Annotated in this window: 25 protein-coding genes; 13 read left to right on the plus strand and 12 right to left on the minus strand. The window is 62.1% G+C overall.

What is annotated here, in order from left to right:
• Positions 1-9 precede the first annotated feature (9 nt).
• The 3 genes from SU48_RS07235 to aspS all read left to right on the plus strand — a co-directional run bounded on the left by SU48_RS07235 (position 10) and on the right by aspS (position 3,559).
• Positions 10-396, plus strand: coding sequence for an IPT/TIG domain-containing protein (locus SU48_RS07235; RefSeq protein WP_064014663.1), 387 nt, complete (start codon positions 10-12; stop codon positions 394-396).
• Between the two features lie 119 nt (positions 397-515).
• Positions 516-1,820, plus strand: coding sequence for a histidine--tRNA ligase (gene hisS, locus SU48_RS07240; protein WP_064014664.1), 1,305 nt, complete (start codon positions 516-518; stop codon positions 1,818-1,820).
• Positions 1,820-3,559 carry an aspartate--tRNA ligase gene (gene aspS, locus SU48_RS07245; protein WP_064014665.1) on the plus strand — a complete coding sequence of 580 codons (1,740 nt, stop codon included), beginning with the start codon at positions 1,820-1,822 and terminating at the stop codon, positions 3,557-3,559. Before hisS ends, aspS begins: the two co-directional genes overlap by 1 nt.
• Positions 3,560-3,672: 113 nt before the next feature.
• Here the strand turns inward: aspS and SU48_RS07250 are convergent, their stop codons facing one another.
• Positions 3,673-4,320 (minus strand): histidine phosphatase family protein, encoded by a 648-nt coding sequence (locus tag SU48_RS07250; RefSeq protein WP_082869710.1) that lies wholly within the window; start codon positions 4,318-4,320, stop codon positions 3,673-3,675.
• A gap of 79 nt (positions 4,321-4,399) precedes the next feature.
• Here SU48_RS07250 and uvrC point away from each other — a divergent pair, with 79 nt between their 5' ends.
• The gene (uvrC, locus tag SU48_RS07255) at positions 4,400-6,256 is read left to right on the plus strand and encodes an excinuclease ABC subunit UvrC (RefSeq protein WP_064014667.1); all 1,857 of its coding nucleotides are present in this window, start codon (positions 4,400-4,402) and stop codon (positions 6,254-6,256) included.
• A 301-nt stretch (positions 6,257-6,557) separates the two neighbouring features.
• On the opposite strand, the gene SU48_RS14140 is transcribed toward uvrC, so the two are convergent.
• Entirely contained in the window at positions 6,558-6,728 is a 171-nt protein-coding gene (locus SU48_RS14140) for a hypothetical protein (protein WP_157451109.1), read from the minus strand.
• A gap of 234 nt (positions 6,729-6,962) precedes the next feature.
• On the opposite strand from SU48_RS14140, the gene SU48_RS07265 reads away from it, so the two are divergent.
• Both SU48_RS07265 and SU48_RS07270 read left to right on the plus strand, forming a co-directional pair.
• Entirely contained in the window at positions 6,963-8,948 is a 1,986-nt protein-coding gene (locus tag SU48_RS07265) for a lipocalin-like domain-containing protein (RefSeq protein WP_157451110.1), read from the plus strand.
• Positions 8,949-9,158: 210 nt separating this feature from the next.
• Complete coding sequence (locus SU48_RS07270) at positions 9,159-9,830, plus strand: phosphatase PAP2 family protein (protein ID WP_231881556.1); 672 nt, start codon at positions 9,159-9,161, stop codon at positions 9,828-9,830.
• Between the two features lie 104 nt (positions 9,831-9,934).
• On the opposite strand, the gene SU48_RS07275 is transcribed toward SU48_RS07270, so the two are convergent.
• The 5 genes from SU48_RS07275 to SU48_RS14145 form a co-directional block, all read right to left on the minus strand.
• The gene (locus SU48_RS07275) at positions 9,935-11,350 is read right to left on the minus strand and encodes an aspartate kinase (protein WP_064014671.1); all 1,416 of its coding nucleotides are present in this window, start codon (positions 11,348-11,350) and stop codon (positions 9,935-9,937) included.
• Between the two features lie 146 nt (positions 11,351-11,496).
• On the minus strand, positions 11,497-12,303 hold the full coding sequence (locus SU48_RS07280; RefSeq protein WP_064014672.1) for a CopD family protein: 807 nt from the start codon (positions 12,301-12,303) through the stop codon (positions 11,497-11,499).
• The gene (locus tag SU48_RS07285; protein ID WP_064014673.1) at positions 12,300-12,695 is read right to left on the minus strand and encodes a copper resistance CopC family protein; all 396 of its coding nucleotides are present in this window, start codon (positions 12,693-12,695) and stop codon (positions 12,300-12,302) included. Before SU48_RS07285 ends, SU48_RS07280 begins: the two co-directional genes overlap by 4 nt.
• A gap of 120 nt (positions 12,696-12,815) precedes the next feature.
• Complete coding sequence (locus SU48_RS07290; RefSeq protein ID WP_064014674.1) at positions 12,816-13,262, minus strand: DUF1775 domain-containing protein; 447 nt, start codon at positions 13,260-13,262, stop codon at positions 12,816-12,818.
• A gap of 122 nt (positions 13,263-13,384) precedes the next feature.
• A complete protein-coding gene (locus SU48_RS14145) occupies positions 13,385-13,816 on the minus strand; it encodes a hypothetical protein (RefSeq protein ID WP_157451111.1) in 432 nt (143 codons plus the stop codon).
• Positions 13,817-14,003: 187 nt separating this feature from the next.
• Between SU48_RS14145 and SU48_RS07295 the strand changes: the two genes are divergently transcribed.
• Positions 14,004-14,570 (plus strand): YceI family protein, encoded by a 567-nt coding sequence (locus SU48_RS07295; protein WP_064014675.1) that lies wholly within the window; start codon positions 14,004-14,006, stop codon positions 14,568-14,570.
• A gap of 51 nt (positions 14,571-14,621) precedes the next feature.
• Here SU48_RS07295 and SU48_RS07300 read toward each other — a convergent pair whose 3' ends face one another.
• Positions 14,622-16,685 (minus strand): hypothetical protein, encoded by a 2,064-nt coding sequence (locus SU48_RS07300; RefSeq protein WP_064014676.1) that lies wholly within the window; start codon positions 16,683-16,685, stop codon positions 14,622-14,624.
• Between the two features lie 485 nt (positions 16,686-17,170).
• Here SU48_RS07300 and SU48_RS07305 point away from each other — a divergent pair, with 485 nt between their 5' ends.
• The 4 genes from SU48_RS07305 (at position 17,171) to SU48_RS07320 (ending at position 21,287) form a co-directional block, all read left to right on the plus strand.
• Positions 17,171-17,707, plus strand: coding sequence for a hypothetical protein (locus tag SU48_RS07305; RefSeq protein WP_157451112.1), 537 nt, complete (start codon positions 17,171-17,173; stop codon positions 17,705-17,707).
• An 85-nt stretch (positions 17,708-17,792) separates the two neighbouring features.
• Positions 17,793-18,260, plus strand: coding sequence for a hypothetical protein (locus tag SU48_RS07310; RefSeq protein WP_064014678.1), 468 nt, complete (start codon positions 17,793-17,795; stop codon positions 18,258-18,260).
• Positions 18,257-18,991, plus strand: a complete 735-nt coding sequence (locus SU48_RS07315) for a fimbrial biogenesis chaperone (RefSeq protein WP_082869711.1) — start codon at positions 18,257-18,259, stop codon at positions 18,989-18,991. Before SU48_RS07310 ends, SU48_RS07315 begins: the two co-directional genes overlap by 4 nt.
• A complete protein-coding gene (locus SU48_RS07320) occupies positions 18,969-21,287 on the plus strand; it encodes a fimbria/pilus outer membrane usher protein (protein ID WP_157451113.1) in 2,319 nt (772 codons plus the stop codon). Before SU48_RS07315 ends, SU48_RS07320 begins: the two co-directional genes overlap by 23 nt.
• Here SU48_RS07320 and SU48_RS07325 read toward each other — a convergent pair.
• From SU48_RS07325 to sucC, 4 genes are all read right to left on the minus strand, one after another.
• On the minus strand, positions 21,281-21,637 hold the full coding sequence (locus SU48_RS07325; protein WP_064014681.1) for a hypothetical protein: 357 nt from the start codon (positions 21,635-21,637) through the stop codon (positions 21,281-21,283). The two genes, SU48_RS07320 and SU48_RS07325, sit on opposite strands and share 7 nt — an antisense overlap.
• A 192-nt stretch (positions 21,638-21,829) precedes the next feature.
• Positions 21,830-22,411, minus strand: a complete 582-nt coding sequence (locus SU48_RS07330; protein WP_064014682.1) for a hypothetical protein — start codon at positions 22,409-22,411, stop codon at positions 21,830-21,832.
• Between the two features lie 279 nt (positions 22,412-22,690).
• Positions 22,691-23,602 carry a succinate--CoA ligase subunit alpha gene (gene sucD / locus SU48_RS07335; RefSeq protein ID WP_064014683.1) on the minus strand — a complete coding sequence of 304 codons (912 nt, stop codon included), beginning with the start codon at positions 23,600-23,602 and terminating at the stop codon, positions 22,691-22,693.
• Between the two features lie 3 nt (positions 23,603-23,605).
• Positions 23,606-24,769 carry an ADP-forming succinate--CoA ligase subunit beta gene (gene sucC, locus SU48_RS07340; RefSeq protein ID WP_064014684.1) on the minus strand — a complete coding sequence of 388 codons (1,164 nt, stop codon included), beginning with the start codon at positions 24,767-24,769 and terminating at the stop codon, positions 23,606-23,608.
• 203 nt (positions 24,770-24,972) lie between these two features.
• On the opposite strand from sucC, the gene SU48_RS07345 reads away from it, so the two are divergent.
• Positions 24,973-26,022, plus strand: coding sequence for a M24 family metallopeptidase (locus tag SU48_RS07345; RefSeq protein WP_064014685.1), 1,050 nt, complete (start codon positions 24,973-24,975; stop codon positions 26,020-26,022).
• Entirely contained in the window at positions 26,019-26,516 is a 498-nt protein-coding gene (locus SU48_RS07350) for a septal ring lytic transglycosylase RlpA family protein (RefSeq protein ID WP_064014686.1), read from the plus strand. The genes SU48_RS07345 and SU48_RS07350 overlap by 4 nt, the downstream gene beginning before the upstream one ends.
• Positions 26,517-26,560 lie beyond the last annotated feature (44 nt).

Here is a 26,560-nt window from a genome sequence, read left to right on the forward strand (position 1 = left end):
AGGCTCTTTATGGCGCGTTTCTTGGTGGGTTCTTTACTGATGACTGGCCTGTTTCTTGGTTCGCTTTCTTCCTGTGCGCCGCGTCAACAAGCTGGCACGGAGCGGTTTGTTACGGTTGCGCCCGTGCTCTACAAAGTTTCCGCCCCCGTCGTTCGTGGCGGCACACTCACCGTTCAGGGCCGGTATCTGGGCGGCCCAGCGAGTGCCAAGATTCGGATGGGCCTTGCATTTGATGGAAGCGGCGGGTTTGACCTTCCCGCCAACGCCATTCAAAGTTGGACGGCAGACGAAATTACCTTCACTGTCCCGTCTGATCTGCCTGCGGGCGGCGGCTACATCTTTATTCTCGTTGGAAACTCGAAGTCTAACGGCCTGCCTTACAGCATCGCCCAGTAAACTGAGAAAGTTGGGGGCGGCCTGTTGGTGCGGAGGCCGCCCTCTCCCCTGCCCATTTTGCTGCTCTGCCATCAGGCCGATTCATTCCCTGCCCGCTGCCCTGTAGACTCCGGGGCGTTATGGCGACGAAGATTAACAGTATTAAAGGTACCAACGACCTTTTGCCGGATGGAACACCTGCATTAAAAGCTCATACCGTCGCGTCGGCCCACACCCACGTCACCAACATTGCGCGGAGAGTGCTGGAGCGGGCCGGAGCGCAATTCATAGCGACACCGATTTTTGAAGAAGCTGAATTGGTCAAGCGTGGCGTAGGCGGCAGCACGGACATTGTTCGGAAAGAGATGTACACCGTGACGTATTTTGGCGGTCATGGCGGGTACATCCTGCGGCCAGAGGGCACGGCGGGCATTGTCCGGGCTTATCTGCAAAATGGGCTGAAGCAGTTGCCCGCGCCGCTGAAGCTGTGGACGCATGGCCCGATGTTCCGCGCTGAAAATGTGCAGGCTGGCCGTTACCGTCAGTTTCACCAAGTCGATTACGAGGTGCTGGGCAGTGCCGACGCGCTGGTCGATGCCGAAGCGATTGCGCTTATGGTGGACGTGGTGCGGGCGCTGGGGTTGACGGGCGTGCGCGTGAAGCTGGGGAGCATCGGTGATCCGGCAGACCGGGACAGCTATAACGAGTATTTGCGCGGGCTGTTCTCGCCGCAACTGGAGCGCCTTTCGGACGATTCCAAAGACCGCCTGACCCGCAACCCCATGCGGATTCTGGACAGCAAGAGCGCGGAAGATCAGGCGCTGCTGCGGGAACTGAACGTGCGGCCTATGCTGGACTTTTTGGGCGCGGAGGCGTCGGCCCACTTTGCGGAGGTGCAGGCGTACTTGGCGGCGTGGGGTGTGGAGTATGACCTTGACCCCAGCATCGTGCGCGGGCTGGATTATTACCGCCGCACGGCTTGGGAACTGCACCACGAGGGCGTCGGCGCAAAGTCGGCCCTCGGCGGGGGCGGGCGCTATGACGGCCTCAGCGCACAGTTGGGCGGGCCGGAAGTGCCGGGGATCGGCTGGGCCTTTGGCATAGAGCGGCTGCTGCTGGCGCTGGAAGCCGAGGGTGTGGGCTTGCCGCAGACGCCGGGGCCGCTGCTGTATTTGGCGGCGATGGATACGGAGAATGTAGGGTTGGCCGCTCAGACTGCATTGGGAGCGCGTGCAGTGGCCCGTGTGGAATTTGCCTACAAGGCCCAGAAACCCGGCAATGCCTTTAAGGATGCCGAGCGCCGCCGCGCCCGCTATGCTGCCGTCATCGGCACGGATGAAGCAGAGCGACGCGTCTTGAATCTGAAGAATCTGGTGTCGGGCGAGCAGCGGGAAGTGTCGCTGGATGACTTGAATGCCGTACTGACCGAATTGGAGAGCAACTGATGAAACGCACGGCAATGATGGGGCAACTAAACGAGAAGCACGCTGGACAAACCGTCACGCTGCAAGGCTGGATCAACCGCCGCCGCGATTTGGGCGGGCTGATTTTCATCGAATTGCGAGACCGGAGCGGACTGGTACAGGTGCAGGTGGAACCCGATTCGGCGGCGTTTGCTGAGGCCGATAAGCTGCGGGGCGAGTACGTGGCCGAGATCGAGGGGATATATCAGATGCGCCCGGAAGCACAGCGCAAGGGTGGCGCGGCTGATTTTGAAGTCATCGCTTCCCGCGTGAAGGTGCTGAACGCCGCCAAAACGCCCGCCTTCGAGCTGGACAAGGGCGACAGCGTCGCCGAAGACATACGCCTGAAGTTCCGTTATCTGGATTTGCGCCGTCCCGAAATGCAGCGCAACCTGATGCTCCGCAGTAAAGCCGTGGCGTCGGTCACGCGCTTTTTGGACGCTGAGGGGTTTATTGCGGTAGAAACGCCGATGCTCACCAAGTCCACGCCGGAAGGCGCGCGCGACTTTTTGGTACCCAGCCGCCTGAATCCCGGCGAATTTTACGCGCTGCCGCAGTCGCCTCAGCTGTTCAAGCAGCTGCTGATGATCGCCGGATTTGACCGCTACTACCAGTTGGCCCGCTGTTTCCGCGACGAGGATTTACGGGCAGACCGCCAGCCCGACTTCACGCAGCTCGATATGGAACTGAGCTTCGTGGAGCAAGAAGACGTGCTGGAGCTTCAGGAGCGCCTGCTGGCGGCGGTGTTCCGCGACGTGCTGGACGTAGAGTTGCCGCTGCCGTTTCCGCGCCTGTCGTATTTCGAGGCGATGGATAAATACGGTTCCGACAAGCCCGACTTGCGCTTCGATTCGGCGTTTGTAGACGTGACTGACCTGTTCGCGGGCGGTGCATTTCAGGCGTTTGCCAGTGCGGGCAGCGTGAAGGTGATTGCTGCGCCGGAGCTCACGCGTAAGCAGATCGACGAACTGGAACGAGTCGCTAAACAACATGGGGCTAAAGGCTTGGCATGGCTCAAGCGCGACGGTGACGGGTTTACGGGTGGAATCAGCAAGTTCGTGGGCGATCAGGCGGCAGAACTGATGTCGCGCACGGGCGTCGCGGCGGGCGGCACGCTCCTGTTTGCGGCGGGCGATTGGCAAAAAGCCGTGACGGCGTTGGGCGCGGTACGCTTGGCCCTGCGTGACCTGTTCGGGCTGGCGGCGGGTGGGCAATTCCACGTGTCGTGGGTTACGGAATTTCCTCAGCTGGAATACGACGAGGACAACGCCCGCTGGACGTACATGCATCACCCGTTCACTGCTCCGCACCTTGACGACATCGGGCTGTTCGGCACCGAGCGGCAGGGCGAGATTCGCGCTCAGGCCTACGATTTGGTGCTCAATGGGTTTGAGATCGGCGGCGGCAGCATCCGGATTCATGACCCCGCCGTGCAGGAAAAGATGTTCGCGGCGATTGGGTTCACGCCCGAGGAAGCCCACGCCCAGTTCGGCTTTTTTCTGGATGCGCTGGCGGCGGGCACGCCTCCGCACGGCGGCATCGCGTGGGGCTTTGACCGCCTGCTGATGGTGATGGCCGGAGCGCAAAGTATCCGCGAAGTCATCGCGTTTCCGAAGAATAACCGGGGCGCGGATTTGATGGCATTGGCTCCGGCAGCGGTGGACGCGGCGCAACTGGCGGAAGTAGGCGTTCAGGTGGCGGCGCGGGTTGAGGTGGAATAAAGCGTAGGGATGTGGATAGGGGGAGGCGAGAGTGTGGGCCTCTCCCCTATTAATGTTGACAGTACGCAAGTGAAATCATTCACGATAAATCTGGCTCGTGAAATTATTGTTTGTTATTGCTTATTCGTCTTTTCAGGGTGTTCAAGATGGCCTGTGAAAGCGATCTTCACGGCGTGCCAGCCCTGATTCAACTTCTGCAGTTCCGTTACCGCTGTGTTGGCATGGGCGTAGCGGCCATCCAGCCACGCTTGCCGGACATCTGCGCCCATCAGGTCAGTCAGATAAGCGGTCAGGGAGCCGCCGTGAGCGACGACGATGGGGGTTGCGGGTTCGGCCAGCACAGGTTCCAACGCGGCCTTGAATCTTGCTGCCACTTCCGCCAAACTCTCGCCGCCGGGAAAGCCGAAGCTGCCGTCAGAGCGCACCAATTCATGCACGTGGGTGTGCATGTCGGCATACGCTCTCCCCTGCCAGTCTCCGGGGGCGATTTCTTGCAGGCCGTCCAGCACGGTGAGTTGCGTGCCTAGAGCTGTAGCAATAGCGCTTCCGGTTTGTCTGGCCCGGAGGAAAGAGCTGGTGAAAATTCGCGGCGATTCTATGTTCTCCACGGCGAACCAGCGGGCGACGGCTTCGGCCTGTGCTTGCCCCACTTCATCTAAAGGGTCATCCGCGCCCCCAGTCAAGACCTGCGAGACGTTGCCTGCTGTGCGGCCATGTCGAACCAGGAAAACGCGGTCTGGGGAGGAGGCGTGAACGGGCATGAACCCTAGACTAGCGCCATCTGAAGGCCCCCGTAAGCAGACATCCGGTTGAACATGCCATTACGCTCTATGCTAAAGCGTGCATTTTGACGACCTGCCCGTGCTGCCCACCACGCCCGGCGTGTACATTTTTCGCCGCACCGGAACGCCTATTTATATCGGCAAGGCCAACAACCTCCGCTCGCGGGTAGGCCAGCATTTCAAGGCGGGCGGCAAAAGCGGCAAGTTCACGTCGCTGGCCGATACGCTGGAATTTATTACCGCCCGCAACGAGGTGGAAGCCTTGGTGCTGGAAGCCAACCTGATCAAGCAGCACCGCCCGCATTACAACGTGATGCTCAAGGATGACAAGCATTACCCGTTCCTGAAGCTGACCAACGAACAGTTTCCGATGCTGCTGGTCACGCGGCGGGTCATCAAGGACGGGGCCAACTATTACGGCCCATATCCGGATGCTTCGGCGGTGCGGCGGGTGAAACACCTGATCGACACGATGTTTCCGCTGAGGAAGAACAGTGGACTGCCGCTGCAAAAAAAGCCGCGCCCGTGCCTGAATTTTCATATGGGGCGCTGCTTGGGGCCGTGCGTGGACAAGGCCGATCCTGACGAATACACCCGGATCGTAGAGGACGTAAAAGGGCTGCTGGAAGGCCGCGCCGCTCCCGTGATTGCCCGCTTGCGTGACGATATGGCCGTTGCCGCAAAAGGCCGGGATTTCGAGCAGGCCGCCCGCGTGCGTGACCGGGTGCAGGCCGTGGAAAAGCTGTTCGGCACCGAGCAGCACGCCTTTGTGAGCGATGAAACCGACTTGGATTTCTTGGGTGTGGCGCGGGCGGGCGAATACGCGATGGTGCAACTGTTCCGCATGCGGGCGGGGCGGGTGGTGGGCCGCGATAAGCGCTTCCTGACCGATGCGGAGGGCGACGGCAGCGGCGGCGAGGGCGAAATCGTGGAAGCTTTCGTGCAGGACTACTACACGCAGGCTACGCATGTGCCGGGGCTGATCCTGCTTCCAGCAGACTTTGAGGCCGCGCCTGTGTGGAGCGAGTTCCTGACCGAGAAAGCGGGCCGCAAGATTGAGATGAGGACGCCCAAGCGCGGCGATAAAGTGGACTTGATCGAGATGGCGCAGCGCAACGCCGTGAACGGGCTGGAATCCGAAATGGCCCTGCTGGAGCGGCGCGGCGATCATCCGGGGCTGGACGCTCTGCGCGAAGTCTTGGCCTTGCCGGAGCGTCCGTGGCGCATCGAGGGCTACGACAATTCCAACCTGTTCGGCAGCAATATCGTGTCGGGCATGGTGGTGTTCGAGGGCGGGCGCAGTCGCCGGGGCGAACATCGCCGCTTTAAGGTAAAAGGGCTGGATCATCCGGACGACTACACGTCGATGAAGCAGACGATTGTCCGGCGCTTTACGGGCAGTCTGGCTGACAAGTTGCCGCTGCCTGATCTGCTGCTGATCGACGGGGGGCGCGGGCAGGTGAACGCCGCGCTGGACGCCTTGAAGGAAGCGGATATCCGGGTTCCGGTGGTGGGCCTCGCCAAGCGCGAAGAACGCCTGATTTTGCCGGGGCGGTTCGGGGCGCAGTGGTGGTTGACGGAAGGCACGGAAGTCGGCGTAGACCGGGAATTGTTGCTGCCGCAAACGCACCCGGCCCTCCGCATGATGATCGGCGTGCGCGACGAGGTGCACAATTACGCTGTGTCGTACCACCGGAAATTGAGGGGGCAGGACATGCTCCGCAGCGTGTTCGACGACTTGCCGGGGATCGGGCAAAAACGCCGGGACGCTCTGCTGGAACACTTCACGAGCTTGGAGGATTTGGCGAGTGCGCCCGTGGAACACATTGCCCGCGTACCGGGCATGAACGCACGGGCTGCGCAGAGCGTGAAAGACTTTTTGGTGCAGCGGGAAGCAAACGCAGCTCCGTTGTAGGGAGAGTTGTTGTCAAAAGCAGCGTTGTCAGGGGTCTCCAGACTGCCCTCTACCCGAAGGTCTCATTCGACATGCACGCTCCAGCGATCTTGCCAAGTTGCAAACACTGTACAAGCAACTCAGTCTCTCTTCGCCCAAGCTGAGCTTACAAATCGCCCATCTCGCAGGACTTACTGAGCGATCCTAAACTTCACGTGTTGGTGGCCGAGCAAGACCATTAGAGAGCCGTGACGCAAGCCCAACGCCAAAAAATTGCCCCCTCAACTTCTGAGGGGGTTTGACTTAACTGCGTTGACTGGCTTCACGCGGGACGGACTGGCGCGGCAAAGAGGCGGTGCAGGACGGTGCGGAGGCTGAAGCCGGGGCGTTGTGGTCGGCCTTGGCGGGCGGCGCGGGCCTGAGCTTCGCGTTTGGCCTCAGCGCGGAGGGCTTCGGCGTGCAGAGCGCTAATCTCGACGGTCAGGAAGTGCATGGTGTTCTCCGGGGGCGCGGCCTGTGGGTGGCCCGGTGGTGCGCCTTTCTTGTGGCCTTATGGTGCGCTCTGGTGGGGGCGCGGCGCATGCTCCGAGTGGCGCATAGAGGAATGAGCAGAGTGGCTTAGGGTAATATTTAAGTTATTCCGCTGTAACTTACGTCGACGCCTGAGCCTTAAGCAGCTGCCCTTCGCCCTCATCCCGCTTCACGTGCCAGCGGATATGTATAGAGGATGGAACCGCGCTGGAAGATGCTGCTGAGGGCCGGACTGTTGGTGGGTGCGCTGTCGGGCAGTGCCCACGCCGCCACGTTCGGCAACTATGTGTTCGATCTTCCGGCGGGCTGGACGCAGGCCAAGCAGGGCAGCGGACTGGTGTTGACGCTGCCGCCCAAGAGTGCCGGAGACCGGGCCACCATTCGGCTCACGGCGGGGGCGGTACTGACGGGAAGCCTCGAGGCTTGGTTCGCGGCGCAGGTGGCGGCATTTAACAAGGGCGCGGCGGTACAGAGCCAGTCAGCCACGCAGGCCGATACCGATGAGAACGGCCTGCCTGTGCTGGCGACTGTTGTGGTGGTGAAGGCGGGCAGCGGCAGCGAATGGCGGTTGTTCGCGGCCACCAAAGCCGGTAACCGGGCCGAGATGCTGGTATTCAGCGCCTCCAGCTTGGAAAGTTTCACGGCGCATCAGGGGGAACTGACGGGCTTCACAGACCGGCTGAACTTTGCGAACGTAAAAGCTCCGGCGACCGCAGGAACAACGAAAGCGGCCACTCCATCGGTCAGCACTCCTGCTCCGGTGGTCAAGGCTTCCAGCTCGCTGCCCGCCTTGGCCGCGCCGAACGTGGCGCAACTGGTGCGGGCGGGGCTGAATCCACAGAAGCAACCCTTTCCCGACGAATTCCGCTGCTACCTGTCCTACAACGGCAGCGACTATTCCAAGCCAGCCTTCGCACTCCAGATGTTGCCGAATGGGCGGTACCGCGCTCCCGGCGGCGAGGGCACTTACAAAATGGTGCAATCGAGCAGCAGCTCGCTGAATTACGTGCGCTGGCAGGGCGGGCCACTGGCAGGCACCGACGACGCCTTTTTGCTGTTCGACAGCACCTACGGCCAGACCCTTCAGCTAGACGGCGTGACCGATGAAGATCGGCGGCTGTACTGCCACCAACGGGGCAGCGCCGAGAATCACGCACTGGTGGAATTTCGGCGCAAAGACCCGCAGGTGGGCAAGTATCCCTGCCGCTCGCTGGACGGCAAAAACACCGACTTGGGCACGCTGGAATTGCTGGCGGGCCGCGTGTACCGCTATGGCGGCGGCACGGGCAAATACGCCGTCAATATCATGGGCAAACAGGGCGACTCGTTCAGCGGCGTGGATTTTGTGGGTGGCCCGCTGGACGAGGAATATTCCACCTACTCCGAAGATGAGTTGGGCGAGCGTGAATTTAACCGCATCCTACGGAAGATGCGGTGTAGTCTGGTGGCCAAGCCGATAGTCGAGCCGAAATTTGGCACCGCCAAGGCTCCGGCCCCGCCTGCCGGGTCGGGCGGCATCGAGGGCGCATATTCTCAAACCGTCCAGAACTTTTACCCGAATGCCAGCCTGAATCATTACTTCTATATCTTCAATAAGAACGGGTATGTGTTTACTGGCGATCCAGAAACGTCGTTGGCCGACGCCGATTGCAGCAAGACTCGGCCCAATGGCTTGCCACTCTGTGAGGTGTATTCCATCAAAAATGGCCTGATCACGATTGGCAACGACAAACCGGAGAAGTGGGAACGCACCGCCACAAGCTATAAACTGGACGGCGAAGAACTGAACAAAGTGACGCCGTTGGGGAACCTCAAATTGGCGGGAGACTATCAGGCCATCAGTACATTCACGGCGGTAGTAGGTTCGGGCGGCGGCGTCTTCTACAACAATCTGACCTTCCGAAAAGACGGCACGTTTAGCAGAGAATCGAGTGGCGGTGTTTCTATCACCACCACCACCGACGGCACAGCTTTTGGTGAAACGACAGGCGGGGTATCGAGCAGCAGCCAGCGCAAAAACAGTGGCAAATACACGCTGTCGGGCAATACATTGACACTGACGTATAACGATGGGCGGGTAGAAAAACAGTTTGCCTATTGGCCTAACACCAACAACGGGAAACCGGATCTGGAATGGCTGTATGTGGGTGGCCGGAACTATTTTTTGGATGATGGCAAGTGAGGCGGGGTGTTGGCACGTACTCAGGGCCAGACTTCCAGGCCCACCACGCTCGTCCCACCGACCACTCTCCCGAGACAGAACACTGTCTTTAGTTAAGGTTCCGGCGCACCGAGCGAGAGCTGACGAACGCCGGACAATGCTCTACTGACCCGCATGTTTGGGCAGCGATTGAAACGGTATACCTCGAGGTGGCACTTCACACGCCGGGAGTTGTGGGCGTTCCTGAAGGCCAATTGGCGGGCGTTGTTGTTGCTGCTGCTGGGTGTGCTGGGGCCACTGCTGCTGTTTTCGGAACTGGCCGAAGAAGTGTTCGAGGAAGGCGGATTCGCGTGGGACGTGTCGGTGCTGGCGTGGTACAGAGAGAACCGGACACCGGGGCTGACTGCTCTGGCCAACGCTTTGGCCGGACTGGGCGGCGTCTGGGTGTTGCCGGTGGTCACGGCCCTGATCGCTTGGTTGTTGGCACGCGCTGGAGCCAAGGCACACGGTTGGTTTCTGGTGTTGGCCTTGGCGGGGGCGGCCCTCCTCAACGGAGCGGCCAAGCTGTTCTTCCAACGTGCCCGGCCTGACGTGTTGGAGGCGTTGGTGCGGGAGCCGGGCTTCAGCTTTCCCAGCGGCCACGCCATGAGCAATGCCGCGTTTGGATTTGCCCTAATTCTGGTGTTCTGGCGCTCACGGGCGGGCTGGCCGGTGGCGGTGGTGGCCGGGGTGTGGGCCATTGCCGTCGGGGCCAGCCGCAATTATCTGGGCGTGCATTACCCGTCCGATGTGCTGGCGGGTTTTTTGGCTTCGGCGGCGTGGGTGGCCGGGCTGTACCTGCTGATGGGCCGCAGGTGGCCGAGGCTGAGGAAATCGCCGAAGGGGGAACGGGACACGCGGTAATGGGAAAAGGGCGAACGCGGAAGCTCTCCTGTTCGCCCGTCTGGTTGTGGGTGACTTGCTACAACGCGGCTGGCCCGCTTTTCCCACGATCCACAACCCACTTCCTACACGCCGCTCGCCACTTCCTGAAGCGCAAACGCGCCGTGAACCGCCCGTGTCGCGTGTTCGACTTGTGCGTCTTCTACGGCCACGCTGATGTTCAGCTCGCTGCTGCCCTGACTGATCATCAGAATGTTCACGTCGTCGCCCGCGAGCGCCCCGAACAGCTTGGCCGCCACGCCCTTTTGCCCGCGCATGCCGCTGCCCACGATGGCAAGGACAGCTACGCCGGGTTGTTCCTCGACTTTCAGTTCCCCGCTTACCGCCGCACGCAGGGCCGACACGGTGCGCTCGGCGTACACGCTTTGCACGGCCAGCGACACGTTACTCATCGAACTGCTCTGAGACACCATCAGCAGGGTGATGTTTTCACGGGCTATGGCGCTGAACAGACTGGCCACGACTTCCGGCACGCCCAGCACGCCTGCTCCGGTCACGTTGATGATGCTCACATTGCGAATGGCGGTGACAGCCTTCACCGGATGGCGGGCGTCGTCGTGGGGGTCGGCCTGCACCAGCGTGCCGGGGAAATCGGGGTCGGCGGCACTCTTGACGCGCAGGGGAATGCCGCTCTCTTGCAGCGGGGTCACGGCCAGCGGGTGCAGTACTTTGGCCCCGAAATAGGCCAGTTCCATCACTTCGCCGTAGCTCAGAATTTCGATGTTGCGGGCGTCTTTCACGACTCTGGGGTCGGCACTCATCACGCCGTCCACGTCTTTCCATGCCCAGACTTCGGTGGCTCCCAGCGCCTTGCCGATAATCGTGGCGCTGAAATCGGTGCCGCCGCGCCCCAGCGTGGTCAGTGCGCCCTGTTCGGTTTCGCCCATGAATCCGGCCACCACCGGGGTCACGCCCGCATTGAGCAGGCCGCTGAGTCGGTCTTTGATGCGGGCGTAGGCACTGGGCAGGGGCCGGGCATTGCCGAAATGCGTGTCGGTGACGATGCCTGCCTCGCCCCCCGTGACGTGGTGGGCACGCACGCCCGACTGTTCGAGGGCCAGCGTCATCAGGGGGGCAGACAGCCGCTCACCGAAGGCCACGATCAGGTCACGGCTGCGGGGCGTCAGTTCGCGCAGCAGATACACGCCGTACACCGCCTGACGCAGGGTTTCGTGCATCTCGCGGATTTCGCGCACGGCGTCGCTGTCGGGGGCCGCGCCGAGTTCCTGCGCCGCCGTGAAGTGGCGGGTTCGCATGGCGGCGATCTCATCGTTGGCAGCGGCGATATCGCCCGTCTGGGCGGCGTCGGCCAAGCGGAGCAACTGGTTGGTCACGCCCGCCATGGCCGACACCACCACCACCACACGCACGCCTTCCCGCACGCTGCGGCCTGCCAGAGAGGCGCTGTGGCGAATGGCGCGGGCGTCGCCCATGTTGGTGCCGCCGAATTTCATGACGAGTAAGGTGGGAGCGTCTGACATACCCAGCAGTATGAAGCCCCCGGCCTGTGTGGGCAGCGGGGGCGTCTGGGCAAGCCGGGGATGAGGGGCATCGTCTCCCCTCTTCAAGTTTTGGTTTCAGCGGCTCTTAGACCCTTGTGCCTTACACGCCTTCCCACACGTCCTACTCAATGCCCCTCCATGTTCATCTGCCCCGAATCATGCGTCGGCGGAGGCGTTTCCGACAGGGTGGCGGTCACGGCCAGTACCCCCACCAACAGGGCCAGTTCCAGTGCCAATTGGGGCCGGATTCCCCGGACGCGGGCAAAGGCGCGGCGGGCCAGCAGGGCAGCCAGCAGGGTCAGGGCCACCACACCCAGCTTGACCATCAGCGTGAAACCGTAAGTGCTGTTCCAGACGCCCCACAGCGTTCCGGCGTGTTCCAGTGTGGCAAACGTTCCGGTAAGGGCCAGGGTGAAGACGCAGGCAGTGGCGACTGGGGTAAAGCGGGCTGCATGTTGTGGGCCAGCCACGCGCAGGGTCAGGAGAGCCAGCACGCCACCTACCCACAGGCACATGGCCCCGGCATGAACCACGTGCAGCAGGCGGACGGTGGGGCCGTGCGTCGCGCCGTGCCCGATTCCCGCCAGTCCCCACAAGGTGATGGCGGCGGCGGCGGCAGTCAGGGGGCGGGGCCACTGCCCCAATTCGGCGGCCAGCAGCAACAATGCGCCGATCAGGAGCAGCGTCAGGGCGCGGCCCGCCCCGGTCTGGGTCAGGTAATCGAGGTAATCGGCAGGCGCGGTGAAGCCCACCACGGCCAGCGTACCCAGCAGCGTCAGGAACATGCCTGCCAGCAGCAACAGGCCGCCCACGCCCAAGATTCGGCGGGCAGGGTGGGCGGGCGTCAGGGCGCGGCGGGTAAAGGTGCCGCCCACCAGCACCACAGCGCCCGCGTACAGCAGGCCTTTGGCGAGGATCAGGAGGGGGATCACCGGACGCGGAACAGGCTTTGGCCGGTTACGGGGTGGCCGTCTTCCGACAGGACGGCCCAAGCGATCAGGTACGGGCCTGCTTTCAGGTTGGGCTTGAGGGGCAGGCTGAGCTTGGCCGCCATGCCGCTGAGAAGGCCGCCAGTGTTGACCAGTTGAGGAGAATCAGGCTTCAGCGCCAGCGCCATTTTTGCAACTTCGGCAGGCGTTTTGGCGCTGGGCATCGGCAGCACCCGGAAGGAAGCAAAGCGCAGATTCACGGGTTCTGAAAACTGGAGCAGTACGGCTTTGGGGGCACTGACGGGCAAGGTGGGGGTGGGGCTGACCACCGTGACTTCGGTGTGGGCAGAGGCCGTACCGAGGGCGGCCAATAGGAGGGCAAGGGTGCGGGTCAAGGGAAAACCTCCGGGGCGAATGGGGGCGGAAGGCGCAACGGTTCAACCTTCCGCTTTGGTGAATGCGAACGCGGTCAGACGGTCAGATGAGGCCTGCACACATCTGACACGCGGTCACGCCTACTTGACGGTGGTTTTGCTGGCAGGCGTTTTTTCGGGGTCACTGTCATCCCACGCCACCACCGAGCCGTCGCTGTATTTCTGGTACACCTTCCAGCTCAGTGTTCCGGCGTCGGCAGGATTGCGGGCGCTGAACAAGAAGCGGGCGAATTCCATCGGGGCGATGCGGCCCTTCCAGACCACTTCGGTCACGAGGCCAGCCGCGTTTTTGGTGACGGTTCGGGTAAAGCCGGGCATGGTCTGAAAACGGGTGATGGTCACGCCCGCCGGAACAAGCAGACGGACTTCAGTGGTGCTGATTTCTTTTTCGGTGGGGACGTTCAGGCGGTAGCTCTCGCCCGCGCCTGCCTTGCTTTCGCTCAGACCCGCCTCTGTTCTGACGGTGGCGTGGGCGGCGGCAAACGGGAGGGCAGCGAGCAGGACGGTCAGAATCAGGGATTTGAACATGGGGAAACTCCGGGGGGAAAGTGGAGAGAGGGTGAAGCGGACAGAGTGTTCTGCACCATAGAGGGCCGTGAGATGGCTCCTGCTGACGCGCAACGCAGGTGTGATTCGTTCGGCTCAGCTCTTTAGACTCGGCTGTGCTGACGCAGCTCAGGCGCGGGGGGCGGCGCACGGGCATCGGTATGGGTCAGGGCGGCGGCGCGGGGCTGCACCACCACTGGTAAGGCCGGGGCAAGGTGAACTATTGGTGCGGGCGGTGGCGCGGCAGAGTCGGCTGTCAGCGCAAAAGCCCCGGTCAGGCAAAAGAGACAGTGGGCTTGCGAGTGCTGATGCGGGCTGGTGGGGGATTCGGAGCGTTCAACGTGTGCAGCGTGAGCTGTGGCCTCGGCAGGTGGCCCGTGCGGATGGGCTGGCGCTGCTCCGTGCTGCACTTGTGGGCCAGCGGAGACGGGGTGCGGAGACAGCAGTGGCCCGCGCACCGGGAAGGCGAAGGCGGCCACGAGGGTCAGCAGGGCCGCCCACCAGCGTTTGGCTGTGTGCCGCCTTCTGCGCTGCATCGTGGGGGCAGTGTAGCAATCGGGGGAAGAATGATGTCCCTTCTAAGCGGAGAGCAGACAGTGCGATGTTCGAGTTATTCCAAGATAAACGCAGCTGACCTGTAGTTTATGATTCAAAGTAGAGTGATATTTAGAGTCAGTCAGCTTTATCTCATTTCATTCACTGACCAGCCTTCACCATAAGGACATGAATCAACCCTCAAGCTTGCGCTGGTTGTCACTTCCTGCCCTTGTCGCTGGCCTGCTGGGGGCTGCCGCCGCCGCCACTGTGCCCTACACCGCTGCGGGCGGAATGGCGACTTTCGAACACAAGGTGCGCTTTATCAATGTCAAGGGCAATATCACCGACGTGACCAGCACCGTGCAGCTTGATGCCAACGATCTGGCGGCCACCAAGGGCACGGTCACGGTGCCTGTGGTGCGGCTGAAAACGGGGATCGGCCTGCGCGATGATCATGCCAAGAGCGACGTGGCCTTGAACGCCGCCAAGTTTCCCAACGCGGTGTTTACGCTGGAGAAACTGACGGGCGGCAAACTGGTGGAAGGCCAAACGCTGTCCACGACGGCCACCGGAAAGCTGACCATCAAGGGCAAAACATTGCCGATCAGTGCGCCGGTGAAGGCCACCTTGCAGGGCGGCAAGGTCAATGTGAGTACGCAGTTCAAGATCAATCCGAAGGACTACGAAGTGAACTATCCGGGCAGCAGCGATTCGGCCACGTTGAACGTGACGTTTACGCTCGCGCCGCGCTGATTCTGGGGACTGCTGTAGAGGTCAGGCGGCAAGCGGACTCAGTGCAGGGTTCTAGATGTGCTGAACCGGTGCGGAATCTGTAGAAGGGAACGCAAAATCGGCCAGATGCAAGATCAAGTCATGCGCCCGGACGCCCAGAACGAGGGGTGAGCCGGGCGCGGACAATTCGCCGGACGCCGCGTACCACAGGCCACTTTCCGGCACGCTGATGGGGGTCAGCGTTGCCGCCTCGGTGCTGCCCAGCAGCCAGAGGGGAAACACGTCGGCGCTGCTGTAGGGTGTTTCCAGACAAAAGCTGAACTGCCAGTGCCGAGCGCCGGGCGGTGTGGGCACATGCAGCCGGAGTTCGGGTGGGCGGTGGCCGCGTGCGCCGAGCCGCAACACGGTCATCAGATCGGGGGCCACATGCAGGCGGTAGCCGCCGGGCGGGGAGACGGTGGTTTCCGGCAGGCCAGAAAATGCCGAGCGAGCCAGAGTGGACTGGACGGCAAATGGAACGACGCCGGGACAGACTTCGCTGGTTGAGGGCGATTCCGCGCTGCTTTGGCGCAGGCTGGCCCGCAACGCCGAATCCAGCGTTCCGGCCAGCGCCGCACGTTGCAATTCGCTGCGGAAAGCCAGCGGATGATCGCCGTCGGGAACGCTGAACCGGCCACTGGGCAGGGCGACGTCCAGATGCGCCGGGACACGTTCCAGCAGGCCCGCTTGCAGGGCACGTTCTAGCGCCTGCTGATCCAGACTCTGTTCTGCTCCTGAGCCACGCGCCACCCGGCGGAGTGTGTGCAGCGCCAGCTCGACCGAAAAAGGGCCAGGCAGGGCCGCCAGCGGCGCAAGTACGGCCAAGTGACTGCCCAACGCCTGATACGCCTCTCCGATCAGGACGGCCCGGACTTCGGGGGGCATAGGGACGCGCTGGGGCAAGGGCGCGGGCAGTGGCAACAGGGCCAGCGCCGCCGTCGCCCAGCCCTCGGATTGGCGGGCCACCTGAAACAGATGGCGCTCGGCAGCGGGGCCGGGTGCAGAAAGGTGAGGGGCATGCAGATCGGGGGCCGCCAAGGGTCGAGAACGGCTGAGCGTAAAACGTTCGGGACGCACATGACGCCCCAGCAACTGCATCAGGGCGGCCTCGCGGGTGTCGGTGGTCACCAGCACCAGCAAAAAAGGCAACGGCCAGTTCAGCGCAAAGTCGAACAGGGGGGCCACTTCGTCCGACAGGGCTTCGGCTCCATACATCACCACAGTCAGCGGCGCATTGGCCTCCAGCAGCAGGGCCGAGAGCGCGGTCATGGCTTCCGGCGCAGGCAGCGAGCGGGCCATCAGTGCGTGTAGGGCGGGCTTCAGATCCTCGCGCAGCAGGGGCAGCAGCCGCATCATCAGCGACATGACCAGCAGCGTAGGATGACCCACCGCGTCTAGATGCGCCACGGGCCAGGGATGGCCTTCCAGAGCCGCCTGCAACATCTCGCGCCGCCCGCTGCCGTGCCGCCCCACCAGCACCAGCAGATGGGGCGCACGCTCGGCCAACCGGGTCGCCCGCAGCAGATCTTGTTCCAGTGGCCCTGCCAAAGCCCGCGCCGGGTGAAACGCTTGCACCTCGGGCGGCGACACCAAGGTCACGCCCGCTGCCTCGGCCCGCTCCCGAAGCAGGGCGACTTGGGCGGTGTGGCCGTGCTGAGCCGCGTGAGCCAAAGCGCCTTGCAGGGCGTGCTGCACCTGCGCCGAAATGCGGGTGCGCTGGCTGTGCAGCCAAGGCAACAGTTCTGGACACATGGCGTCGTCCAGGCCGCCCAGTGGCGGGCCGCGCAACACTTGTTGCCATGTGGTTCCAGTTACGGCGTGTTCCAGTTGCGCCAGATCGGTGGGCAAGGTGCAGCGCAGCAGCGGCGCACGACCCGGCGACAAGTCAACGCCCGCTTGCCGCAATTTAGAGAGTTCGACCCGTAAACTCCCCAGTCCCCCACCGGTCGGCCACAACAAGTTGGCCAGTGTTTCGCGGTGAATTGGGCGGTCTTCGAGCGTCAGGTAGACCAGCAACGCCAAACCTTTTGCCGACACCTTGACCGAACCCGTGGTGGTCTGCAGAGAAGTAGAACCCAGCACCTTCAACGTCAACATACAAAACAGATAACTTGCCAGCACATTTTCATGAAAAACCTCACACTTTAACGGCTGCCCATTCTCATTTAGTTTCTATTCTACTCTTAAACAGTGCTAATGAGGACTACTTTACAGATTTCACTGTCGGGTGTGCTTAGATGACGGAAACTTCACTTTAACGTTGGCGCTCTTCTGTTTTTGCTCCGGCAGAACGGATGCATCGGGTGTGAGATAAGTGTGTTTGCTCACAAGCATGCCCCATAAAGTGCCACCTAATGTAACTAACCTTAGATTTACAGGCATAATAAAACTTCATCACCATTTAACGTTGAACTTTACGTCTTAGCAGGGGGGGAACTTGACCCTCTGCGGCTGCGCCCCTACAGTGACTGCAGTTCAAGACAACTTCGCACTGCAGAGCACCACGACCCACTCAGGCTTCCGGGGGGATGCCGGGTCGGTGATCAAGACTGCACGCGAGAGACGTTGAACGGGAGGAAGTTATGAAGAAAATGATGCTGCTCGCCGCAATGATGGTTGGAACCGCTGGTGCTGCACCCGCTGCAAGTGGAGCTATCACCTTTAACACCACTGTCGTCAACGTTTGTGCGATCTCCGGAAATTCAGCAGGTGGCGGCTCCTTGTCTAGCGTTCCCGCATCAGTGAGCGTGCCAGTCAACACGCCCAACTACACCGCATTGCAAAACCCGACGGCCACCAGCACAACTGGAAACATCGGCTACCTTCAGTGCACCACGGGTACTTCTCTGACCTTGAGCACCACTCCTGCTGGTGGCACGACCACGACCAGCGCCAGCCTCAACGCCGGTGACATCATTAACACTGGTGGCATGAACTTGGCTAACGGCGGCAATTCTTTGCTTGGCAATTACGAGGCCAAGCTTTCCCAAACTGCTACCGCCTCCAGCAACGGCGACGTCTGGCAGGGCGAATTTTCCTTCACTCCTGAAGCTGGCCAATGGAACGTACCCGCAGGCAGCTATAGCGGAACCCTAAACTTCACGGTCTCTTACAACTAAGCGGCCCGTTCGGGGCGTCCGGGCCGTTGTGCTCGGACGCCTCTCTCTTACCCTACGCCTTCTTCCTGTGTGCAACGAGGTCGCCATGTTCCCCAAATTCTTTTCTCTGTTCATGGTGCTGGCCCTCAGCGCACCCGCACAGGCCGGATGTGAAATTACCCGGACAGCTCTCGATCTGAGCAGTTACGTGGCGCTGCAACCGCAACACGGCAGCTTTCAGGTCGAGATTCGCTGTGACGCGCCCACAGACCGCTACCAACTGGAATTGCTGGGGGCAGGGGGCCAGCCTGACCAGCCGGGCGGAACGGTGCAGATCAGATTGCACGGCCTGAACACTCCGGGTCAACTGCTGATGCTGATGCAGGGAGCAGGGACACTCCTGAGCGGTGGGGTGATGGAGGGCAGTCAGCGCCTGCGTTTTCCAGTTTCGGTGCCTGCTGGACAGTGGACGGGCGGCGGCCAATACGCGGCCAACCTCCGTCTGAGCCTGCTGCCTGCCGAATCGCCCGCTTCCCTGAACCCTCTCACTCTTCCTTTCGGAGCTAAACCATGATTTCAAGATCTTTTCGCGGTGTGTTGTTGGCCCTCGCACTGGGCTTGCTGGCTCCAGAAGCGCAGGCGCAGGGCTTCGGCATAGCGCCAACGGTTCTGAACATCAATTCACGCGAGTCGCTGACGACTTCGGCAACGCTGTTTAATACGACCAATCGCCCCGCCCGCTTTGCCGTCACCCTAAAAAGCTGGACAATGGTGGACGGGAAAACCGTGCTGACCGATACCCGTGATGTGCTGGTCAATCCGACCACCTTCACCATTCCGGCGGGAGGCAATCAGATTCTGCGTGTGGGCCTGCGGAAAAATCCGGGCAACGAGGAATTGACCTACCGCGTTCTTGTTCAGCAGTTGCCGCTGGAAGGCAGCATGGCGCAGATCGAGACCCAGCAGCCCAACGGCATCACGACCAACCTCAATCTGGCGCTGGGCTTTTCCGTGCCCATTTACGTAGCCAATCCCTCCATGAAGTCGGCGGTCAAATACACCGTGGAGCGAGCAGGCGATGATTTGACCGTCAAGGTGACCAACCAGGGCAATCGCCACGCCACGTTCAACAATCTGGCGGTCACGCGGGACAATCAGAAGGTCGATATTCAGTCGTTTGCCGTACTGAGTGGTGCAGAGTTTACCCTGCGTGTGCCGGGACTTGCCGACAAGAGCGGACAGCTCAAGCTCACCTTCCGTAACGAGGATGGAGTGACCGTCAATGACCTCATCTCTGTTCCCTAAACACACGCCTTGCACGGCCCAGCGCTCCGCAAAAAGGTGGAGTGGGCTGGTACTGTGCAGCGTTTTGCTGTGCTGCGGCGCGGCGGCGCAAGAGGCCAGCAGGGGACTGCCTGCGCAGTGCAGCGCGCCGGAAGAGTTGCTGAGTGTGGCGGTGGGCGGAACTGAACGCGGCACGTTCATCGTGCGGGTCAGCCGTGATCCCCAGGATCAGGTGTCGGTACTGCTGCCCGCCGCTGCCCTGCGCCCCGCAGAACAGACCTACATTTTGCAGCGGCTCGACTGTGACGGCGAAGCGTTCGTGATGCTGAAACCTGAGCTTCAGGTGCGCTACGACCAGAGCAACCAAGCTGTTCGTGTGTCTCCGGCACTGAATCTGCTGGGCAGCGGCAGCGTGGATTTAAGCTTGCCTGATCCGGCACAGGACACCGCCAGCGAGCCTCAGGCCCAGCGGTCATCTTGGGGCATAAACGCTGGAGCGCAGGGCAACGCGACCTACCGCCAGAGGGACGGAGCCGGATTGGACGTGCCCAACAGCTATACGGGCGCAGGTTACGTGGGGGTCGGTGCCGCACAGGGTCGGCTGGCTGGATACGCCGGACTGTTGGCCCGCACTGGGACGGCGACCCAATCGGCGGCAACCGAATTCCGGGGGGTGGCGCAGTTCACGGTGAATCCTAATCTGGTGGTCTACGGCGCATGGAATGCCAGTCCAAACGGCAACGATCCGGGGTTCGCCTCGTCTGCCTTCCGGGGAGTGGCGGTTTCTGCACGGGGCGGCTTTACGCGCCAGCTTGATGAACTGGTCATCGAATTGCCCGTAGATGCAGAGATCGAAGTCACCGTCAATCTGAAAAGAATCCGGGCCTTTCGGGCCACCGCCGGGTCGTTCACGCTGCGTAACATTCCGCTCAGCGTCTCTGGCCCCAGCCGTGTCGTGGTGTATATCACCGACGAGAGCGGCACCCGGCAAGTGACCACCGATGTGCCCGGCAGCTTGCGGGCGCTGCCCCCCGGTGCGTATCTGGCCAGCGCTCAGGCAGGGGTCTCCAACGGCACCCTGTTGGGCTACGGCGCAGTTCAACTGGGCCTGACGAACGGTTGGGCGGTCAGTACTCAGGCCGCCGCACAGCGTTCCCCCTCGGCAGAAACCAGCTTTTCCGTGCGGGCCAGTGCCACTTACACCCAAGACCGCTTCAGCTTTGCGGGGGCACTGGAGGCCACCCGTGCCACCACTTCGGCGGGGCAAGTCAGCCAGGGGTTGACGGCCAACCTGAATGCCGGAACAGGGGTGGGGGCCGCACAGGTGCAGGGCTTTGTCATCCTGCCCCTGCATGAGTTGCGGGGCAGCGTCGTAGGAGCCAAAGCCTCGTATTCCAACCGCAACTGGCTGGTGGGGGCCAATGGTTCCACCGGATTTCAGCCGCAGACCTGGCAGGCGGGCGCTTCGGCCACCTACTTTTTTGGTCAACGGGGCAGTGTTTCGGCCCAGGCCGATGTGTTGCCCGGCAGCTACCGAGTCGGCCTGAGTGCGTCGTTCATCCCTACGCCCAACCTGCAAGTGGCCGCGCAGGTATCGACTGCGCCCACAGGAAGCCAGATCAGTGGCAGCCTGGGCTATCAACTTAGCCCGGCTCAGGCTATGCGCCTCAACGTGTCATCCAGTGACGCCGCACTCTCCTACGCCTATAACCGGGAAGTGAATGTGCAGGCGACTGTGGGCCTGCGTGGCGCGTCGGCACAGGCGACTGGCGCGCTGATCTTGACCAACGGAACGGTGCAGCTCAAGCCTGCTTTGGCCCAGAAAGCCCTCTTAGTTCAGACGGGCATACCCAATGTGCGCCTGCTGGTGGGCGGAACGGTAGTCGCAGTCACCGACGCCCGTGGCGAGGCTCTCATTACTGAACTGCCACTTGGAGAAGTCGTGTCGGTGCGAGTCGATGTGGCGTCGCTGCCATTTGGTGTAGCCCTGGGAGCAGAGCAGCGAGAAATTGTACCTCCACTCAGCGGCGTCACGGTGGTGGACTGGCGCGAAAACTTCAGAGCCTTCCGCTTCGTGCGGTTTTTCTGGTCGGAACAGGAAGTCGCCACCGGAACTGACGTGCTGATAGATGGCGAGCGCGTGCTGGTCGACGACGAGGGTTACGGTCTCACTCCCAGTTCTTCGGAAGTCCTTCGGGGCGAGATTCGCAGCAACACCAGCGCCAGACGGTGTCAGGTCGATATCCAGCCGGGCGACGAACGTGCAGTCTGTACGCCCAGTTCAGCGGCCCAAGATCAGCTGACGCAGGATCAGTAAAAGGCCACGACTCCCGAGTGCTGCTCCTGCTGCTCGGCGTTGGCTGCCGCAGCGAAGGCGTAGCGGTTCAGCGTTCCGCCCTCGGCGGCGGCCTCTGCGCCGACCAAGGCAAGCTGCTGAGGCGGCAACTGGCCCAGTAAAGCAGGCAGGGTGCGCGGGTCTGCCGGGCTGAAATCTTTGGTACAGCGCAGCGTGACGCCTGCTGCATCCTGCGCCTGAATCTGGCAGGTGCCGACGACCGTGACCGTGAATCTGATGGTCGTTTGTGCCGCCGACGCAGCGCAGGCCGCCGAGAGCAGGACGGCAGCAGTGGTACGAATAAGCAGTTGTTTGAACTGTGGCTGGAACATAGAGCCTCCCCGGTGGAGGTGTTGCGCCACATCCAGCAGCGCTCGGCCCTCACCTTCATACGGCTCAGCGTAGGAGGCGGCTTCTCACGCGCTTCTCTCTACAGGCGAGATCAATCCAGAATTTTCGACGCGGCAGCACAAGGGGCGTGAACTAAAGCACGCCCTGTGAGGTGTAGGTGCGTTGTGCCGGACTCAGCGGCCCAGATTCAGCGACACCTGGGCCGTATCGGCAAAGGGCGAGACTTTCACGGCGCGGCCCACATCGACCAGAAACACGTTCCAGCCGCGTTTCAGGGTGGCCTCGTAGCCCCGGTTGGCCTTCACGGTCACGTCGGTGCCCACCCAAGCCACGAACACGCTGCTGTTGCCCGAATTCAGCGTGACTTCGTTCAGGGGTTCGTTGTCGTCGCGCTGGCCGCTACGGTTGGTGTCGCGGTAGGTAAAGAACTTGACTTCTGCCGTTTGCACCGGGGCGCTGACCGTCACGGGGTCGATCACACCGGGCCAGCTGACATTCTGGGCGCTGAGTGTAGTTTGGGCGCGGGCGCTGGGAGCGATGGCAGGCAACTCCAGCCGGAATTTGCCGCCGTTAATGGGCACGCTCACGATTTCCTGTACCGCCTGACCGCTGGGGGTCACGGCCCAGCCGCTGATGCGTATACCCTCGGCGGCGCTGCCCGTTACCGTGCCCGCGATGCTTTGCGCGGACGCCGGGGCCAGCGTTCCGAGTCCCAGCAGGGTCAAGGTGGCGAGGGGCCGAGCAGTGAGGTTCATACCCATATTCTACTCGCGGGCCTGATGGTGTTGTGACGACGGATGACGATTCCTTTACGTCCACGAGAGCAGAACAGCATGAGAAAGAGGCCAGAGCGTGTGCCCCGGCCTCTCCCCTGTTTTGCTTGCTCATACAGATTCCGGCCATTCCGTTATCCTCCGGAAAAACACCGGAGGATAACTCCATTCTGGAATCCGTACTGTTTCCCACTCGCTCTGCTGCGCAGCTTTGCAAGTCTGCTCGGATTAAAAGCCCAAATACATGGCTTTTAATCGGAATCAGTTCTGAATATTCAGGGCTTTCTTGACCATATCCATGATTTGAGGCATGGTGTCGGCCACAGGCACGTTCACGGCGGCGAAGGCAGCCAGCTTGCTTTCAGGCGTGCCCACGTTGCCCATGATGATGGCTCCGGCGTGGCCCATGCGCTTGCCAGCAGGAGCGCTGCGGCCCGAAATGAAGGCGATCACGGGCTTTTTCATGTGCAGACCGATGTACTCGGCGGCAGCTTCTTCGTCGGCTCCACCGATTTCACCGATGAGCACAACGGCGTCGGTGTCGGGGTCGGCTTCAAACATGGGCAGCACGTCGGCAAAGGTGGTGCCGATCACAGGGTCGCCGCCGATGCCCACCGTCGTAGACGTTCCGAGGCCCGCGTCGCTGAGCAGCTTGGCGGCTTCGTAGGTCAGGGTTCCGGAGCGGCTGATCAGGCCAATGCGGCCCTTTTCGCTGTAAATCTTGTTGGGCATGATGCCCACCTTGCACTCACCGCTGGTGACGAGGCCGGGGCAGTTGCCGCCGATCAGGCGCACGCCTTCGCCACCATTTGCACGGCTGATGGCATCGAGCGCCTTGACTTCCTGCACGGCCCGCATCATGTCGGTGGTGGGCACGCCCTCGGTGATCAGGATGATCAGAGGCATTCCGGCGTGGGCTGCTTCCAGCACGGCGTCGGCGGCTCCGGCGGGGGGCACGAAGATGATGGACACGTTCGCGCCGTGTGCCGCTTTGGCTTCCGCGACGCTGTTGTACACGGGCCAGCCTTCAAAGTCGCTGCCGCCCTTGCCGGGGGTCACGCCTGCCACCACTTGGGTGCCGAATTCTTTCATGGCGCGGCTGTGGCTCGCGCCTTCGCGCCCGGTCATGCCCTGCACGATGACCTTGCTGTCTTTATTGACTAGGATGCCCATGACTTATTTCGCCTCCCCAGCTGAGTTTGCGTCTCTAGAGGCTGCTTCTGCCGCCTGGAACATATCGGGGTACATCTGAATCAGGGGGCTGTTGACTTCGGCAAGCAGCGCCTTGGCTTCCTCTTCGGCGGTTCCGGCAATCCGCATCCGCACGGGCTTGGTCAGAATCCCTTCCTTGAGGGCCTGAATCACGCCTTTAGCCACTTCGTCGGCGCGGGTGATGCCGCCGAAGATGTTGATGAAAATGGCCTTCACGTCGGTGTCTTTGGAGACCAGCTTGACGGCGTTGTACACGATTTCGGCTTTGGCACCGCCGCCGATATCGAGGAAGTTGGCGGGTTTGGCTCCGGCGCGGTTCACCACGTCGAGGCTGGTCATCACGATGCCTGCGCCGTTGCCCAGCACGCCCACGTTGCCATCATCCAGTTTCACGTAAGCGAAGCCGTACTTGCTGGCTTCGATTTCGAGGGGATGCTCGGCTTCCAGTTCGCGCCAGTCCAGCAAATCCTTGTGGCGGTACATGGCGTTGTCGTCGATTTCGAATTTGGTGTCCAGCGCGAGGGGCGTGCCGTCGGCGTCGATGAACAGCGGGTTGATTTCCACCAGCACGGCGTCGCGGGCCAGTGCGGCTTGGCTCATCTTCACCATCATGTCGGCAATCTTGTTCAGGTTGCCCTTGAATCCGGCGCGGATGGCGACTTCACGGGCCTCGTAGGGGCGCAGGCCGGTAATGGGGTCGACGCGGTGGCGGATGATGGCTTCGGGGCGCTCGGCAGCCAACTCTTCGATTTCCATGCCGCCCTCGGCGCAGGCCATCAGCGTAAAGCTCTGCACGTTGCGGTCAACGATCATGCCCACGTAGTACTCGGTTCCGGCGTCGATGTCCACGGCTTTGGTGACCAGCACCTTGTTCACCGTCAGGCCTTTGATGTCCATGCCCAGAATCTTCTCGGCGTTCTCGAAGGCCTTGTCGATGGTGGGGCTGAACTTCACGCCACCCGCTTTGCCGCGCCCGCCCACATGAACCTGAGCCTTGACGACCACCGCTTGCCCGTACTCACGCGCGATGGAGCGCACTTCGTCGGGGGTGTAGGCCACTTTGCCGTCTTGCACGTTCACGCCGAATTGGCGCAGCAGTTCCTTGCCCTGATACTCGTGAAGTTTCACGGTTTCTCCTCTTTGGTTCCCACGCGGGAACAGTCTGTCTTGTGTTGACCCATACCCGGTCAGGCAGGGGCCGCCGTCTTTTCGTCCCGAAGAAGTATAAGCGCCGGGGAGTGGGGGTGGGCGAATGTCCCTAGAGTGGGGACAGTGGCGGGCCGTCTGAGACTCCACAGCCTGCCGCCGTCTCTTTTGGTACCTTGGCGGGCATGACACAACTTGCAGACTTACAGCAGGTCATTCGGGAAGCGGGTGTAGACGCCCTGTGGGTCAGCACTCCGGCCAACGTGCAGGCGCTGACGGGCTTTTCCAGCGGCGCAGACGGCAAGGTGTTGGTGGGGCCGGGGGACGCGGTGACGCTGTATACCGACTCGCGCTACACCGTGCAGGCACAGGAAGAATCGCGGGTGACGGTTCATATTGCCCGCCCACCGGAAACCTTTCAACATGCGGCAGACGGCTTAAAAGGCCTGCGCGTAGGCATCGAGGCCGAGCATCTGACGGTGGCAGGGTTGGAAGACTTAGGCCAGCACTGGGACGCCGAACTGGTGCCGATGCGCGGGCTGATCGAGGGACTGCGGGCCATCAAATCGCCGGAGGAAGTGCAGGCCATTCGGGAAGCGCAGGCGGTGGCAGACCACGTGTTTGCCGAGGTGCGCCCCATGATCCGGGCCGGAGTGCGAGAACTGGACGTGGCGCTGGAACTGGAATTGGGCCTGCGCCGCGCCGGGGCCGAAGTGGGCTTCGACGTGATTGTGGCGAGCGGGCCACGCGGGGCCATGCCGCACGGCGTCGCGTCAGGGCGCGTGATCGAAGACGGCGATCTGGTGACCATCGACTTTGGCGCACGGCTGCACGGTTACCACTCCGATATGACGCGCACGCTGGCGGTGGGCACGCCATCGGATGAGATGCGGCGGGTGTACGGGGCGGTACTGGAAGCTGAGGAAGCCGCCATCGCCGCCGTGAAACCGGGCATGAAGTGTGCCGATCTGGACGCTGTTGCACGGGGCATCTTGGAGCGGCACGGCTTGGGCGAAGCCTTCGCGCACTCGCTGGGGCACGGCGTGGGCCTGAATATCCACGAGGCTCCCGGCCTCCGCAAAACCAGTGAGGAAGTGCTGGCGGCGGGCATGGTCATTACCATCGAACCGGGCGCGTATCTGCCGGGAGTGGGCGGCGTGCGGATCGAGGATTTGCTGCTGGTGACGGAGGACGGGTATGAGGTGCTGAGCCTGACGCCGAAGGAAGCCATATGAGGCGGTTGCTGCTTGCGCTCCTAGTGCTCGGTACGGCCTCTGCCGAACGGGTCTACCGCGTGCAGCCCGGTGATACGCTGTGGAAACTGGCCCAGCAAAACGGGGTGACGGTGGCGGCCTTACAGCGAATGAACGACTTGCCGGGCCAACTGTTGGAAGTCGGGCAAGTGCTGAAGTTGCCGGGGGGAACGGACACGGCGCGGGTGGTGAATCAGGAAGCCCCGGTGTTTCAGCGTGGCTCGGCGGTGTATTACGGCGGGCGGGGCAACAGCCAAACGTCTATGACGGCGGCACACCTGAGCTTGCCGTTTGGAACATGGGTGCGTGTGACGCATGCCAGCACAGGCCGCAGCGTGGATGTGATGATCAATGACCGGGGGCCGTTTGGCGTGCCTAGCCGCATTATCGACATTTCCAACGAGGCGGCAGCGGTGCTGGGCATCTTGTCGCAGGGCGTGGCTCCGGTGACGCTGACGATCTTGTCAAGGCCCTGAGTTCTGGCCCGTACCCGGCCCCCGGCTGCATGAAGACCTTTCCT

The organism is Deinococcus puniceus (assembly GCF_001644565.1).
GTDB lineage: Bacteria > Deinococcota > Deinococci > Deinococcales > Deinococcaceae > Deinococcus > Deinococcus puniceus.